Source organism: Marinobacter arenosus (assembly GCF_019264345.1).
Lineage (GTDB): Bacteria > Pseudomonadota > Gammaproteobacteria > Pseudomonadales > Oleiphilaceae > Marinobacter > Marinobacter arenosus.
The window spans coordinates 1,086,703-1,100,399 of sequence record NZ_JAHVAO010000001.1; the positions used below are offsets into that span (position 1 = coordinate 1,086,703).

At 48.4% G+C, this 13,697-nt stretch carries 12 protein-coding genes; all 12 read right to left on the bottom strand.

All coding sequences use genetic code 11. The features are described 5' to 3' along the window. Positions 1–2: 2 nt before the first annotated feature. From KXD86_RS04965 to KXD86_RS05020, 12 genes are read right to left on the bottom strand one after another with little or no spacing between them, the layout of a single operon-like run. Positions 3–1,058, bottom strand: a complete 1,056-nt coding sequence (locus KXD86_RS04965; RefSeq protein WP_218634954.1) for a UDP-glucose 4-epimerase family protein — start codon at positions 1,056–1,058, stop codon at positions 3–5. 42 nt (positions 1,059–1,100) lie between these two features. Further along, on the bottom strand, positions 1,101–2,861 hold the full coding sequence (locus tag KXD86_RS04970) for a hypothetical protein (protein WP_218634955.1): 1,761 nt from the start codon (positions 2,859–2,861) through the stop codon (positions 1,101–1,103). Positions 2,862–2,890: 29 nt separating this feature from the next. Further along, positions 2,891–3,229, bottom strand: a complete 339-nt coding sequence (locus KXD86_RS04975; RefSeq protein WP_218634956.1) for an EamA family transporter — start codon at positions 3,227–3,229, stop codon at positions 2,891–2,893. A gap of 24 nt (positions 3,230–3,253) precedes the next feature. After that, the gene (locus KXD86_RS04980; RefSeq protein WP_218634957.1) at positions 3,254–4,201 is read right to left on the bottom strand and encodes a glycosyltransferase family 2 protein; all 948 of its coding nucleotides are present in this window, start codon (positions 4,199–4,201) and stop codon (positions 3,254–3,256) included. Positions 4,202–4,216: 15 nt separating this feature from the next. Next, positions 4,217–7,063, bottom strand: coding sequence for a glycosyltransferase (locus KXD86_RS04985; protein ID WP_218634958.1), 2,847 nt, complete (start codon positions 7,061–7,063; stop codon positions 4,217–4,219). Continuing rightward, positions 7,056–8,414 (bottom strand): ABC transporter ATP-binding protein, encoded by a 1,359-nt coding sequence (locus tag KXD86_RS04990; protein ID WP_228739321.1) that lies wholly within the window; start codon positions 8,412–8,414, stop codon positions 7,056–7,058. Before KXD86_RS04990 ends, KXD86_RS04985 begins: the two co-directional genes overlap by 8 nt. Beyond that, entirely contained in the window at positions 8,404–9,243 is an 840-nt protein-coding gene (locus KXD86_RS04995; protein WP_218634959.1) for an ABC transporter permease, read from the bottom strand. Before KXD86_RS04995 ends, KXD86_RS04990 begins: the two co-directional genes overlap by 11 nt. Next, the gene (gene rfbC, locus KXD86_RS05000; RefSeq protein WP_218634960.1) at positions 9,240–9,788 is read right to left on the bottom strand and encodes a dTDP-4-dehydrorhamnose 3,5-epimerase; all 549 of its coding nucleotides are present in this window, start codon (positions 9,786–9,788) and stop codon (positions 9,240–9,242) included. The genes KXD86_RS04995 and rfbC overlap by 4 nt, the downstream gene beginning before the upstream one ends. Next, positions 9,788–10,669, bottom strand: coding sequence for a glucose-1-phosphate thymidylyltransferase RfbA (rfbA, locus tag KXD86_RS05005; RefSeq protein WP_218634961.1), 882 nt, complete (start codon positions 10,667–10,669; stop codon positions 9,788–9,790). The genes rfbC and rfbA overlap by 1 nt, the downstream gene beginning before the upstream one ends. A 2-nt stretch (positions 10,670–10,671) precedes the next feature. Next, positions 10,672–11,571, bottom strand: coding sequence for a dTDP-4-dehydrorhamnose reductase (gene rfbD / locus KXD86_RS05010; RefSeq protein WP_218634962.1), 900 nt, complete (start codon positions 11,569–11,571; stop codon positions 10,672–10,674). Further along, complete coding sequence (rfbB, locus tag KXD86_RS05015; protein ID WP_218634963.1) at positions 11,568–12,626, bottom strand: dTDP-glucose 4,6-dehydratase; 1,059 nt, start codon at positions 12,624–12,626, stop codon at positions 11,568–11,570. Before rfbB ends, rfbD begins: the two co-directional genes overlap by 4 nt. A gap of 4 nt (positions 12,627–12,630) precedes the next feature. After that, complete coding sequence (locus tag KXD86_RS05020) at positions 12,631–13,572, bottom strand: glycosyltransferase family 2 protein (RefSeq protein WP_218634964.1); 942 nt, start codon at positions 13,570–13,572, stop codon at positions 12,631–12,633. Positions 13,573–13,697 lie beyond the last annotated feature (125 nt).

The following is a 13,697-nucleotide window of genomic DNA, read 5'->3' on the forward strand; positions in this document are numbered from 1 at the left end:
TGCTACACCCAGCCCGCCGTCGATTTTTGCCCCTTATAGGCTCGGACCGTTGCGGCTAACCCTTCCGACAACGGATATGGCGGAGACCACTTCAGTAAACGCTGAGACTTATTCGAATCCACTTGAAGTGAGTCAAACAATCTTGAAAAAACAGCCTCTTTCCCAGCAATTCGAGCCAGCACCCGAATCCATGAATATGGAAAGCTCCACAGCATATAAGGTCGCCCGAGCACCTCTCGAATAGCCCGAATCAAGTGAGGAGTCGAAATATCCTCGCCATCACTGATTAAAAATACCTGGTTTGACGCTATGGGTGTTTTCAAAACGTGGCTTAAAAAGTCAACCAAATTCCCAATAAACACCATGCTGCGCAGATTACGGATATTTCCAAAAGGCAAAGGCATCGCCGAATCAGAGAGCCGCATCAGAGCCCTGAAATTGCCGCCAACACCTGGACCATAAACTAGCGGGCAGCGGACGACTACTACATCCATCCCGGTCTCGGACGAAAGCTCAAAAAGTGCTTTCTCCGCTTCTAACTTTGACCGACCGTAGGCTTCCTTCGGTGCCGGTTCATCTTCTTCACGAAATGGGGCGCCCGCTGCTGTTGATTCGCCCAGTACCTTAATGGAACTCAAGAATAAGAACCGCTTAACGCCCGCTTTCGCTGCTAGCCTGGCTACTCGCAGGGTACCTTCGACATTCACCCGACTGTATTCCTCCATAGGATCTAGTGAATGATTATTCATGACATGAACTTGTGCGGCACAATGAACAACGAAATCTACGCCGATCAGAACCTGGCCCCAATTATCATCATTGCATAGATCACATCCCGTCACCTGATCTACACCTTCAGGCATACCAAGTTTGGGCGTACGCGTTGGACAGCGTATCTTAAAACCCTCGCAAAGGAGTGCGCGAACCAACGCCCCGCCTACAAACCCAGTGGCTCCTGTTACTAAAACGGTGGAACTAATAGCGCTCGCCCTCGTCACAAAGAAATTTTCAAGAATTTCACCGCCCAAACGGACGAGGCGGTCACCGAAACTTGCCATCCTCGTCGAACGGTTCAGCCGGTCTTATTGGGAAGCCCTTAATCAATTGCTATCGGAACCAAAGACTAACCACACCTCGACCCCTCCGACTTGATCAATCAGTGAGGAGCCGATGTGGAGACCAACTGTACTCAGAGATTCCTGATAGCTCATCAGCCTGTTTTTGGGGCCAATGAACAGAACGGTTCCTTTCTCAAGGGCACCTTCCAGAGCCCTCGATGATGGAAATCCATCAAGTTTTCTACCTCCGGCTACGCCAGGTTGCATCCACGATCCATTGAGGAAGACGCAATTGGATGCGCTTTCTGCATATTCCCACACTTTGGACCGCTGGATGACAATCAAACGTTCGGGAAATGCCATCGAGTCGCTTATTAGCGAGCACTCCCCTTCACCCACCGTCCGTTCGATAACAGCAGTCATTGCAGCAATGTCAGCTCGCTCTATTATTTGAGCTTTGTTTACTGCTTTGAAAACTGCGAAATCAGCTCTAGCCTGAACAAATCCGAAAACAAGAACGAAACATAAAACCAAGCTAGTGGCCGCCTTCAGCCAACCATGGGATTTCGTAAGGGTCAGGTGGAGCGCGATCAGAAAAACTAAAAATACCATTGCCTGTTGAGCCCATAAAAACCACCGGGCAAAGTCCAACGACAATCCCGTGGGGACAATGCTAAATGCCATAAGCAACGCGAACAAGATCGAAAAAATTGAGAAGAGCGCCGCCCTGATCAAGCCTTTTTGATTAAACCTTACGCCAGCAAGAACAGACAAAAAACTGATAAAAATCAACAAAACACCGCGAAATGGTGAACCTGACAAACCAAAATCAGCATCCATAAAAATGACAATGCCGGGACTACTCGATACAAGCATGCTCAACAGAGAACTTAATCCCGAGATAGGAGTCCAACTGAACCCTGCAGAGCGCGGATCAAATAAGGCTTCACTTAAAAATAAAAGTAACAGTCCAAATACCGAAACCCCAATTCCAAGAAGCCGAAGTACTTGATTCGTCCGGATCTTTCCAGCAACGGCTTCTGCGCAGACATAGCCACCTATCAAGGCGGCAAGAAGATGTAACATTGAATAATGTATTAACACCAAGCCGAAAAAAGGTAAAATCAATAGCGCCCAGATACGCCTTTCAAAAGAGCAGGATATCATTCCTACACAAACCACTGGAGCCAACAATAGCCCTAGCAAAACTGCATTCTTTCCAGCAAATGGTAGTGCAAAACCAAGTGTTCTCTCGAGGCCAAAAAATGCCAAATAACTCAGCAGGGTAAGGATAAGCAATGAAAAGTTACGAAAGAATAAACGACCAATCATCCAAGCCCAAGCAAAAGGAATAAAAGAAACAACCAGAAGGTTGATGACCTTAAAAGCGAAATATAAGTCTTTAGCAGGCAGTATCAACCACAGCGGGGCCAACAAGAGTGGATAGCCTGGAGGATACGAGTAGGCAGAACTACCTTGAGGAAAAACCTCAAGGGACAAGGCCCCATCGAAAATATGCTTAGAAAGTAATGGAATCGCTATGGGATCGTGCGCAGGTAGAACATACCCATATTTGAAATTGACAGAAACGAAAACGAAAGCACAAAATAACACCAAAATTAAACCAAAATTTATTTTTGGTTTTTCGAGTCTCGCGCCAGCCGATGGAGGAAACGACAGAGCTATGTTTTGAAAATATAAAATTGGTAGCAAGAAAAAAAGAGCGACCCAAACATCTAAGCCAATCCGATAAATAACAAAGGCCACCGAGACTATACTCAGCAAGGAAAAAAACAACTTCATTAGATGGGGCACCTGAAACTGAATCATATTTAGGCCTTTACGGTAAAGTAAATACCAACCATAATTAAAACAACGCCTAAATAATACTGAGCTGTAAATCTCTCGTGAAATACGAAATAACTGGCGATCGGCACAATTAAAAAAGCCAACGCCATAAATGGGTAAACTTTGCCAAGCGAAAGCTTTTGAAGAACCCACACCCAAGCAAGAGTTGTGAACCCGTATACAAATAAGGCCAACGCAAGGATTAGCAGGCCTTTTTTGTCAAAGTAATTATTCGCCACCTCAAAAGACATGGCACTAGCTTTAAACAACAACTGGCCGCTAGCTATACCAACCACACAAACAACTGCAACAAAATATATCATTTGAAAAACCTACTCATAAAACATTCAACGCCTATGGACAATTCGTCTGGGTGTAGACGACATATCAAAACTTAAAAAGGCCAAAATCAACTGGAGCCCTATAATAATCGGTAACGCCGCGAGCATAACAGTACCTGCAGACGTTTCCACACCAACCCCTGAATTAACTGTCCAGTTTGCAACCCCATAAAAGATTCCAAACATTATCATCAGAATCCCTACAGGCAACTCAATCGATGCTATGGACATATCTCGTAAATAATAATTATAAAAAATCCGTTTGAAAAAATTTCTCAAATGCTTTCGAAGAAATTCACCAACAATATCTGAAATTTTTAAATTGCTAACTTCGTCTTCATAACGTGCGTCCATAGGGATATCAACAACAACCGCTCGCAAGGTATTTAGACGGAAGAGCATATCTGTTTCAAAGAAGTACCTTTTACTAATTTTAGAAAAAGGCAAATGCGTAATCAGGTCTTTATGAATCGCGGTATATCCATTTGTCGGGTCAAAAATGTTCCAATAACCTGAAGAAAATTTTGTCATAAAAGAGAGAACAGCATTCCCAAACAGACGCAACTTAGGCATCGCACTGACCTTCTCAAGATCATAAAAGCGGTTTCCCTTGGTGTAGTCAGCTTCGCCTCGAGCTATGGGAGCAACGAATTCGTTAATAAGTGATGGATCCATTTGGCCATCACCGTCAATTTTCACTACGATATCAGCGCCTTCGGATAAGGCCTTCGCATACCCTGTCAGTACAGCGCCGCCAACGCCAGCGTTCTCTTCATGCCAGACAACTGTGACGCGATCATCAAGTACATTGTCTCGTACAAAGTCCCCAGACCCTTCGGGGCAAGCATCATCTATAACATAAATACTCTGGACCTCATCGCCAATTGAGCTGATAACACCACAGATATGCTTTTGAACTCTATAACAAGGAATTACTACAGCGACTTTTGTCATCTATCTATCACCACCTTAGATATCTCGAACGGTTCGCTCATCTGTTCTTGGCGGCCAGGCCAGAGTAAAGTCGCTGGCTCTAAGCGTCAGATTGGGGCTATAGCAGGGGTCATGCGCAATATATCCTGGCCAAGACTTCTTCATATACTCAGCCTCTCGATTAAACCGCGCTACCTTTTCGGGGTTATCCTCGTATCCACGCGTGGCCGATTCGTGATGGTAGAGTAAGGCATAGGGAGTCCAAACATTTCTTAGTCCGATCGCCTTAAGTTTTAAGCAAAAATCGACATCATTGAATGCGACGGACAGATCAGCCTCATTGAGTCCGCCCACTTCTTCATAATCTGCTTTTTTCACTAGCAGACAAGCCGCAGTCACAGCGGAATATTCGTTAATCACATTTAAGCGACTGTAATAACCGGGGTCGTTGCTATTAAATCTAGAGTGCACATGGCCAGCGACACCGCCCAGACCTATGACCACACCAGAATGCTGAACGGTATCATCCGGATACAATAACTTAGCACCAACCGCACCTACCTTGGGCTGAAGAACAATACTCACCATCTCGGACAGCCAATCCGGCTCAATGACTTCAATGTCATTATTCATCAGACAAATAATCTCGCCATTTGCCATCTCAACCGCCGAATTATTGAGCGCCGAATAATTGAAAGGTCGATCATCACGCTTCACTCGAATAAACGAGTAGTTTTCTTGGATTTTGGCAAAGTACCCAAGACACTCTGGATCATCCGAGTCATTATCTATCAGGATTATTTCATAGTTCGAATAGCGGGTTTTATTAACGATGCTTTCAATGCAGGTTCGGACCAAGTCCAGCCCGTTCCGGGTAGGGATAATTATTGAAACCAATGGCAATGTTTCTGGAAGCAGATATTTCACTCGGTAACCATAGGAGTCTGAGGTTACGTCTGCCTGTACACTTATGCGCTCAAGGTGCGCTTGAATAGCTTTTTCTCCCGCAACCAACGCATAGGGCTTAGCATCTGCTCCCCCTGCTGTACTAGCCGAGTGGACACGCCAATGATACAGAATTCGGGGGATATGACAGATCTCGCTCTCGTCAATGTTCTCTATAAAACGCAAAGCTAGATCGTGATCCTGAGAACCTTCGAACCCCTCTTGGAAGCCGCCTATCTGATCGACAATAGACCGCTCGTACACCCCGAGGTGACAAATCATATTCTGAGAATAAAAAAGGCTACGGTTCCAATCACATTTAAAATACGGGTTATGTCGTTCTCCCGCTTCGTTTATTTTATCTTCATCGGAGTAGAAAAGTTTGACCTTGGGCTGTTCATTGATGGTTTTCACAACCCAATAAAGTGCTTGTTCACTGAGCATGTCATCTTGGTCCATCAGTGCGCACCAAGCACCAGTTGCAATGCCTAAAGCACTATTAGATGCTTGCGAAATGTGCCCGTTCCTTTCCCGGAATACGACTTTGATTCGGCTGTCGCCACTCTCAAGCTTCTCCAGGAATTCTCTCACGCCCACCTTATTGGAGTGGTCGTCAGCAATACACAGTTCCCAGTTACCATAGATCTGACTCTTCACCGAATCAATTGCGAGCTGGAGCCATGTTAGGTTCGGGTTATACACAGGCATAATTAGGGAAATAAGGGGTTTAGTCTTCCATTCCTCAATCTCTTCGGCCATCCGAACCCGACCGCGATCGTCGAGTGAATCGTAGCGTCGAATCCACTCCTGGTAGTCGTTTCGTTGAAGGTGCTGGGGATCCGCGGCACGCGTTGCAACGTAACGATATCCTCTTAGAACACCCCGATAGCCTTCATTTCGGAAAAGGTTAAAAGCTTTTCGAATTGCCGGCCGCAATCCACCAGCCAGCCTGGATGTCATTAGTAAAAGCGTAGCTATATGTCGGATTCGGCGAAGCCCCTTCCCTATGAATCGCACGGGCTTTGAAACCTTCCAACTGGTGGAGCTTAGAACATCCTTGAGGGCAATTTTGGTAGCCTCAAGCTCCTTATGCGCCGATTCCAACCCTTTCTGCTTAATGTCTAATTCGGCGTTAATGGAAAGGAGTTCCTTATGATATTCCTCAGTTAGCCGCTTCTGTTCTTCAACTTGGTTTGATCTAGCGTGAAGCTCGCCGCTGACCGACAGCAGTTCAAATCGTTGCTGCTCCAAACCTCCTATAGCGGAGAAATACCTAGCGAACTTTTCCTTGTCAGAATCGACAGCTGAGAGCCAAGAGTGCACGGAGTCTTCACCATTACCGGGCAACTGCAAGACTCCTAAACCATGAGAGTGCAGAAAAGCGAGATTATTGGGATACCTCTCACAGAGTTCTTCCCAAAACTTCCATACACCAAAGCCACGTTCGCGGACGTTAATGTCGTGAAACAGCACGATGGCGCCTGGCGAAAGCTTAGGAAACCAAGTGTCAAAATCGTGTTTTACCGCTTCGTAGGTATGCAATCCATCAATATGCAAGAGGTCTACGGATGCATCAGAAAAGTAGTTTAGAGCATCATCGAACGTCATTCTCAACAAACGAGAAAACGCCCTGTAATTTTCTTCATTATGTGAATTTACAAAATTATAAACTTCATCACCATAATGACCTGCGTGCGGATCACCTTGCCACGTATCTACCGCGTAACTTTTGCAGGATACTGAGTTCTCTTTTATTGACTTACAAAACGCAAAATAAGAATGCCCCCAATGGGAACCCAATTCGACCAAAACCTTGGGCCTATGCGTTCTAATTATAAAATCAGCAAATTGAAGATGCCCCAGCCACGCACTGTTTTCGTTGAAAGGGAATGGTTTAAAAGCTGCACTCTCGATAAGGTGCTCGTATACGTCAGTCATTGTGTGCCTTGAGATCGATCTCTTTCATTGGAATGCCAACGGTTCCACTTACTACACTTGTAGCTTCCGAACGAAATGTTATAGCGTCATGGATCCAGTGGTGCTGGATATGTTCGACTTGGTTCCCATCCGCGATGGCAACAGTAATCGAATAATGACCGGAGGCGAGCCGTGGCATCTGGAATTTAAACTCTGCGACTAATCGTGCGTCAGCTCCGCACTGGACGGGGTCATCATAAAAGCTCAGGTAGGTATTATCTCCAAAAACCTCTTGACCAAGTTTATCCTTAACAAAGAAGCCGATAATAGGGCTTTGCATTTGAACCTGCGATTTCGCCTCTACCTGCAGGACCACGTCCTCGCCCCCGACAACCCACGATAAAATGGAGCCTTCGCTATCAGTAAATTGCACATTAGTAACTTGAGCCTTCCCAGTGCCAAAACCCAAAGCATCTTGGTCAAACTGGAAAATTTCTATATCGTTTCTCAGGTTACTTTGATTAATAAATTCGTCACGCTGATCTTTAAACGGGCGACTTGGGTTGTTTTGCTTATCACTAGCCTTTTTCAGTTTTAAACCTTTACCCTGCTGCGATTCATAAAAGGCCTCGAGATATTTTTCAGATATATCTTTCGGGGCGCCCTCCATTAGAAGCCTTCCGTTATCTAGCCAAAGTGCGCGGTTGCATAGGTTACGAACAGCTGTTGTATCGTGGCTAACAAAAAGAACAGTCCCATGCTTCATAAATTTTCGTAAGAAACGCATACACTTTTGGGTGAAAAATGCATCTCCAACAGCGAGCGCTTCATCTATTATCAAAATGTCCGCATCAACGTGGGCAATGACCGAGAATGCCAGACGAACCATCATTCCACTGGAATAGGTTTTAACGGGTTGGTCAATAAATTCGCCGATTTCAGAAAACGCTACGATATCTTCGAAACGCCGATCAACTTCAGTGTTGGATAAGCCCAGAACCGACGCGTTCATATAAACGTTTTCTCGGCCCGTAAATTCCGGATTAAAGCCTGATCCGAGCTCCAACAAAGCCGCTACGCGACCAGTGATTTCTACCTCGCCGCTTGTAGGGGTGAGCGTCCCGCATAGCATCTGAAGGAGGGTGGATTTTCCACTACCGTTTCTGCCAATGATCCCTACTGTTTCTCCCCGCGTCACATCGAAAGACAATTCCTCCAATGCCCAAAACTCACGAAAATACTGCTTTGGGCTCTGCCCTATCAGAGGTTGGAAACGGGGCAACAACATTTGTTTTAAGCGGTCTCTGGGCTGCTCATAGATCTGGAAGCACTTGCTAAGTTTTCGAACCTTGATAACAACATCAGAGCACATCAGCGAATCCCTTTCTGGACTTCTGAAACCACGCAAACCCTACCAAAAGCACGACAGACGCAACCGCTGTGTATAACAGCAACCCCGCAAAATCCGGCACGTGGCGCCAAATTAAAACTTCTCGGGACTGCTGAATAATGAATGTCAAAGGATTCGCCAGGAACAACGAATGGTACTGCTCAGGCAAACGTTCGATTGGGAAGAACACCGGGGAAAGAAACAATAGCACCGTAGCCAAAATACCCATGGTCTGACTGATATCTCTTAAAAAAACACCAAGGGAAGCCAAAATATAGGCAACACCGATAGACAATAAGACCAGAGGGAACAGTACCAAAGGTAGGAAGACAATCTGCCAACCAGGTACGCCTATCAACAACACGTGGGCAGCGAGCCAGACGAGCAAACTAATCGCCGTATGAAATAAAGCGCTGAGGACGGCAGTGACCGGAAGTATTTCCAGGGGAAAGATCACTTTCTTCACGTAATTTACGTTCCCCAATATCAGCGACGGTGAGCGGGTCAGAATCTCTGCGAAAAGGGCATGAACTATCAATCCTACAAAAAGAACGACAGCAAAAACGCCCTTCCCCTCTTCCTCTCCGCCCATGGAAACACCCCATTTCGCCTTAAATACGACAGAGAACACAAAGGTGAATACCGCCAGCATCAACAACGGGTTCAGAAAGGACCATCCGATGCCAATAATCGAACCGCGATATCGCCCCACCACTTCACGCTTGGTGATTTGGGTGATCAGGGTTCGATTACTGACGACGGACCGCAACAACGCCAACAAGGACGTTGGCTGTGGTGCATTTGGATTCATTCAAAGACCTCTGCATCTTTGAATAACGGCGCCACACTGTCTTTGCCGGAGAGCGACGGTTCAAATGCCCCAGGCCAGACCACCCCTATGTCGGGATCATTCCATATGATCGCCCGCTCGCTGTCCGGAGCGTAGTAATTAGTGGTCTTGTATAGGAATTCCGCGGTTTCAGATAACGTGATAAAGCCGTGCGCAAAACCCGGCGGAACCCACAGTTGCTGCTTGTTGTCGGCAGAAAGCGTTGCACCTACCCATTTTCCGAAGGTTGGAGAGCTTTTGCGAATATCCACGGCCACATCAAACACTTCGCCTTGCACTACCCGCACCAGCTTGCCCTGAGCATGAGGGGGCATCTGATAATGCAAGCCACGCAGCACTCCTTTCGCAGATTTGGAGTGGTTATCCTGAACAAAGTCCACAGAATAACCGACCGCCTCATCAAACTGCCTTTGGTTAAAGCTCTCGAAGAAGAAACCTCTCTCGTCTCCGAAAACGCGAGGCTCAAATAGAATAACTTCCGGGATATCAAGTCGTGTTGCTTTCATCACAATACCTTGTCGTGCAGGGTTCGCAGCAAATACTGGCCGTAGCCGTTCTTTTTTAGGGGCTGCGCCAACTCTTCGAGTTTGGCCGCATCGATCCAGCCGTTGCGAAACGCGATTTCTTCCGGGCACGCCACCTTAAGGCCTTGGCGATGCTCCAGTGTGGCGATGAACTGGCCGGCGTCGAGCAACGAATCATGAGTGCCCGTATCCAGCCAGGCGTACCCGCGGCTCATAATCTCTACATTCAGTTGCTGCTGCTCCAAGTAAATTCTGTTGAGATCTGTAATCTCCAACTCACCGCGCGCTGAGGGTTTCAGCGACTTCGCCATACCCACAACCTGGTTGTCGTAGAAGTAAAGACCGGTCACAGCGTAACTGGATTTTGGCTGGGCCGGCTTTTCTTCCAGCGACAAGACCTTGTTATCGTCATCAAACTCCGCCACGCCATATCGCTCGGGATCCTGGACGTGATAGGCAAATACCGTGGCCCCATTCTCCCGCTGCATTGCACTGTCCAGCAGAGAATTGAAGTGATGACCGTAAAAGATGTTGTCTCCCAACACCAAGGCAGAGAGGTCATTGCCAATGAACTGTTCACCAATAACGAAAGCCTGAGCGAGGCCGTCCGGTGACGGCTGAACAGCGTAGGTAATATTCAGTCCCCACTGACTGCCGTCGCCGAGCAGTTGCTCGAACCGCGGGGTGTCCTGTGGAGTTGAAATAATCAGGATGTCCTGAATCCCAGCCAACATCAGTGTGCTGAGCGGGTAGTAGATCATCGGCTTGTCGTAAACCGGCAACAGCTGTTTGCTGATAGAGAGTGTGGCCGGGTGAAGGCGCGTGCCGGAGCCACCGGCCAGAATGATACCTTTACGTTTCATGGCTATCCCTTTCCTTTCTCAAGTTGCATCAACTGTTCGACCGCTCGCGCAGCGTGGAGCCGCCAATCCGGCATCTGAACATTCAAAGCTCGCTCAAGCGTCTCACAGCTTAAACGGGAATTTGCGGGTCTCCGCGCGGGTGTCGGAAATTCGGATGTCGGAATGGGTTCAATGCCGTCAGGGTCCAACGAGAGCGACAGACCAAGCTCTTTGGCATGCTTGAGCACGAACGAGGCAAAGCCATGCCACGACGTTTCCCCTCCCGCGGTCAGGTGATAAATCCCGGTTATAAGCTGACCCGCGCGATAGCTTCCGATGGCCAATGACGTTACATCTGAGATCAGTTCCGCCGATGTCGGAGCGCCAACCTGGTCAGCCACCACTCGAAGCTGGCTCTTTTCCTGCCCCAGTCGGAGCATAGTTTTAACGAAATTGTGCCCGTGGCTCGCAAAAACCCAACTGGTTCGGAAAATCAGGTAGTCACAACCGCTCTTTAAAATCGCCTGTTCACCTTCAAGCTTGGTTCGGCCATATACGCCTTGCGGTGCTGCTGGCGCATCCGGCGCGTATGCCTGGTCCCCCTCGCCATCAAAAACGTAGTCAGTGGAGAAGTGAATAAGCAGTGCGCCGGTCGATTTCGCAGCCTTTGCCATCTCAGCGACGGCATGCCTGTTAATCGCCAATGCAAGTTCCGGCTCGGATTCGGCTTTATCAACGGCCGTATACGCCGCCGCGTTGACGATGATGGTCGGTGCATGCGCGTCGATGGCGTGCCTGATGGCAACGGGATCCGTGAGGTCCACATCGTTACGCGTGAGAGGCACGACGCCCCCATGAGGCAACAAGGTTCTCATGAGCTCAGTTCCGACCTGTCCGGTAGCCCCGAAAAGCAGAATACTCATGAATACTGGGCCTCCACCCATTCCCGGTAATGGCCGCTGGTGACATTCGCTACCCAATCCTGATTCGCCAGGTACCATTCCACAGTTTTGCGAATACCACTCTCGAAGGTTTCACTCGGAGTCCAGCCCAGTTCTCGCTCCAGCTTTCGGGCGTCAATGGCATAGCGCCGGTCATGGCCTGGCCGGTCCTTCACATAGGTAATCTGTTCAGAATAAGACGCCCCGTCCGCCTTCGGCTTCAACTCATCCAGAATCGCGCACAAGGTATGGACAACCTCGAGGTTTGCCTTCTCGTTCCAGCCACCCACGTTGTAGGTCTCTCCGCACTCACCGCTCTCCAGTACTCGACGAATCGCGGAACAGTGGTCCGTCACATAGAGCCAGTCCCTCACCTGCTGGCCATCCCCATATATGGGTAACGGCTTGCCCGCCAGAGCGTTGTGAATCACCAGAGGAATCAGCTTCTCAGGAAAATGATAGGGGCCGTAGTTGTTAGAGCAGTTAGTGGTAAGAACAGGCAGCCCATAGGTATGCAGATAAGATCGCACCAAGTGATCGCTGGCAGCCTTGCTGGCCGAATAAGGGCTGTTCGGCGCATAGCGGTGATCTTCCGTGAACGCGGGATCATTCGGCTCAAGCGTACCGTACACCTCATCGGTTGAAACATGGAGAAACCTGAAAGCATCCTTCTCGTTAGCGCCCAGGTTGCTCCAGTATGCCCGCACTGACTCCAGCAGGTTAAAGGTTCCCACGATGTTGGTCTGAATAAATTCACCCGGGCCAAGGATCGAACGATCGACATGGCTTTCCGCCGCAAAGTTCAATACCGCCCGAGGCTTGTGCTCCTCCAGCAGCTTCGCAACCAGGGTTTGGTCTCCAATGTCCCCGCGAACAAAAACATGACGGTTATCCCCTTCGAGGGATTCAAGATTCTGGAGGTTACCTGCGTAGGTCAACAGATCCAGATTGATCACGGTCTCGTCAGACCGGGCCAGCCAATCCAGCACAAAATTACTGCCAATAAAGCCGGCTCCGCCGGTTACCAAGATACTCATAGCGTTAAATTTTCCCGGTTAACGTTGCAATCAATAATCCGAAGTTTCCCATGAGCGTTTGCCGATAAACACCCGATTTTCTCAGATGTCGAAGCCTCCGCAACACTCCCCCTGAACGGGTAGAAACAAAATCCTCAAGCACTTGACGGTTTCGAGCTGTCAGCAAATGCTTGACCTTTTGCAGCGAGGCGACGTTGATCTCGTTCCAGCTCTTGAACCGATCGTGAAAGAGCAAAAGCCGCACACGGTTCAAGTGAGCCATGAGCGATGTATGCCCCCCCACCAGATTTCCATCATGTTGGCGATAGCGAATCGTCGGCTTGGCGTCATAGATGACAATGCCTTCTACACCACTGACCAACAAATATACCCACCAATCGTGGCTCACTATTTCGCATTCCCCTGCCCTGCGAAGAAGCTCTCGGGCAGAGTTGTTCAGCACCATGGTGTTGCCACCTGCGATGCTTTGGACCAGCGCATTGGCAAACGAGGGCTGCCGACCAAATAAAGGAGAGCTCCCCAGTTCCTGGTTGCCGTCCGTAACCAGCAGACTGCGACCACAATACACAGCAGGCAGCTCAGCGGGCACCCGGGAAAGTTGATCGACCGCGACCTGGAGCTTGTCTGGCATCCAGATATCGTCTTGGTCGCTGAAAGCGAAATAGTCACCTTCTACCTCGGGATGGCACAAAATTGATAGAAAATTTGCAGCGAATCCCTTTCGAGGCCCTGCCACAATTTTCGCCCCCGTTAACCCGGCTCCTTCCAACTCCTCCGAAATTCGGGCCGTGACGTCTGTCGAAATGCTGTCGTCAGATACCCACACCGAAGACGGAGACAGTGACTGCTCCGCGATGGAAATCAACTGCTCAGAAAAATAAATCCCTGGGTGATAAGTACACATCAACACCGCCACCGACGGTGTCTCTAGGCAGGCACTACTCAACTTGACTCCCGAATTTTCGTTTAACGAACGTATATAGTGGCTGAACTTTTGGACCATATCTGGTCATATCGACTGGCCCCTGGAACAGTCAAACTAATGCCTCCCTGCTGATAAAGTCAGTTGTT

Coding starts and splice junctions, on each gene's coding strand:
- KXD86_RS04965 (WP_218634954.1), bottom strand. CDS start 1,058: ATGGCAAGTTTCGGTGACCGCCTCGTCCGTTTGGGCGGTGAAATTCTT.
- KXD86_RS04970 (WP_218634955.1), bottom strand. CDS start 2,861: ATGAAGTTGTTTTTTTCCTTGCTGAGTATAGTCTCGGTGGCCTTTGTT.
- KXD86_RS04975 (WP_218634956.1), bottom strand. CDS start 3,229: ATGATATATTTTGTTGCAGTTGTTTGTGTGGTTGGTATAGCTAGCGGC.
- KXD86_RS04980 (WP_218634957.1), bottom strand. CDS start 4,201: ATGACAAAAGTCGCTGTAGTAATTCCTTGTTATAGAGTTCAAAAGCAT.
- KXD86_RS04985 (WP_218634958.1), bottom strand. CDS start 7,063: ATGACTGACGTATACGAGCACCTTATCGAGAGTGCAGCTTTTAAACCA.
- KXD86_RS04990 (WP_228739321.1), bottom strand. CDS start 8,414: ATGTGCTCTGATGTTGTTATCAAGGTTCGAAAACTTAGCAAGTGCTTC.
- KXD86_RS04995 (WP_218634959.1), bottom strand. CDS start 9,243: ATGAATCCAAATGCACCACAGCCAACGTCCTTGTTGGCGTTGTTGCGG.
- rfbC (WP_218634960.1), bottom strand. CDS start 9,788: ATGAAAGCAACACGACTTGATATCCCGGAAGTTATTCTATTTGAGCCT.
- rfbA (WP_218634961.1), bottom strand. CDS start 10,669: ATGAAACGTAAAGGTATCATTCTGGCCGGTGGCTCCGGCACGCGCCTT.
- rfbD (WP_218634962.1), bottom strand. CDS start 11,571: ATGAGTATTCTGCTTTTCGGGGCTACCGGACAGGTCGGAACTGAGCTC.
- rfbB (WP_218634963.1), bottom strand. CDS start 12,626: ATGAGTATCTTGGTAACCGGCGGAGCCGGCTTTATTGGCAGTAATTTT.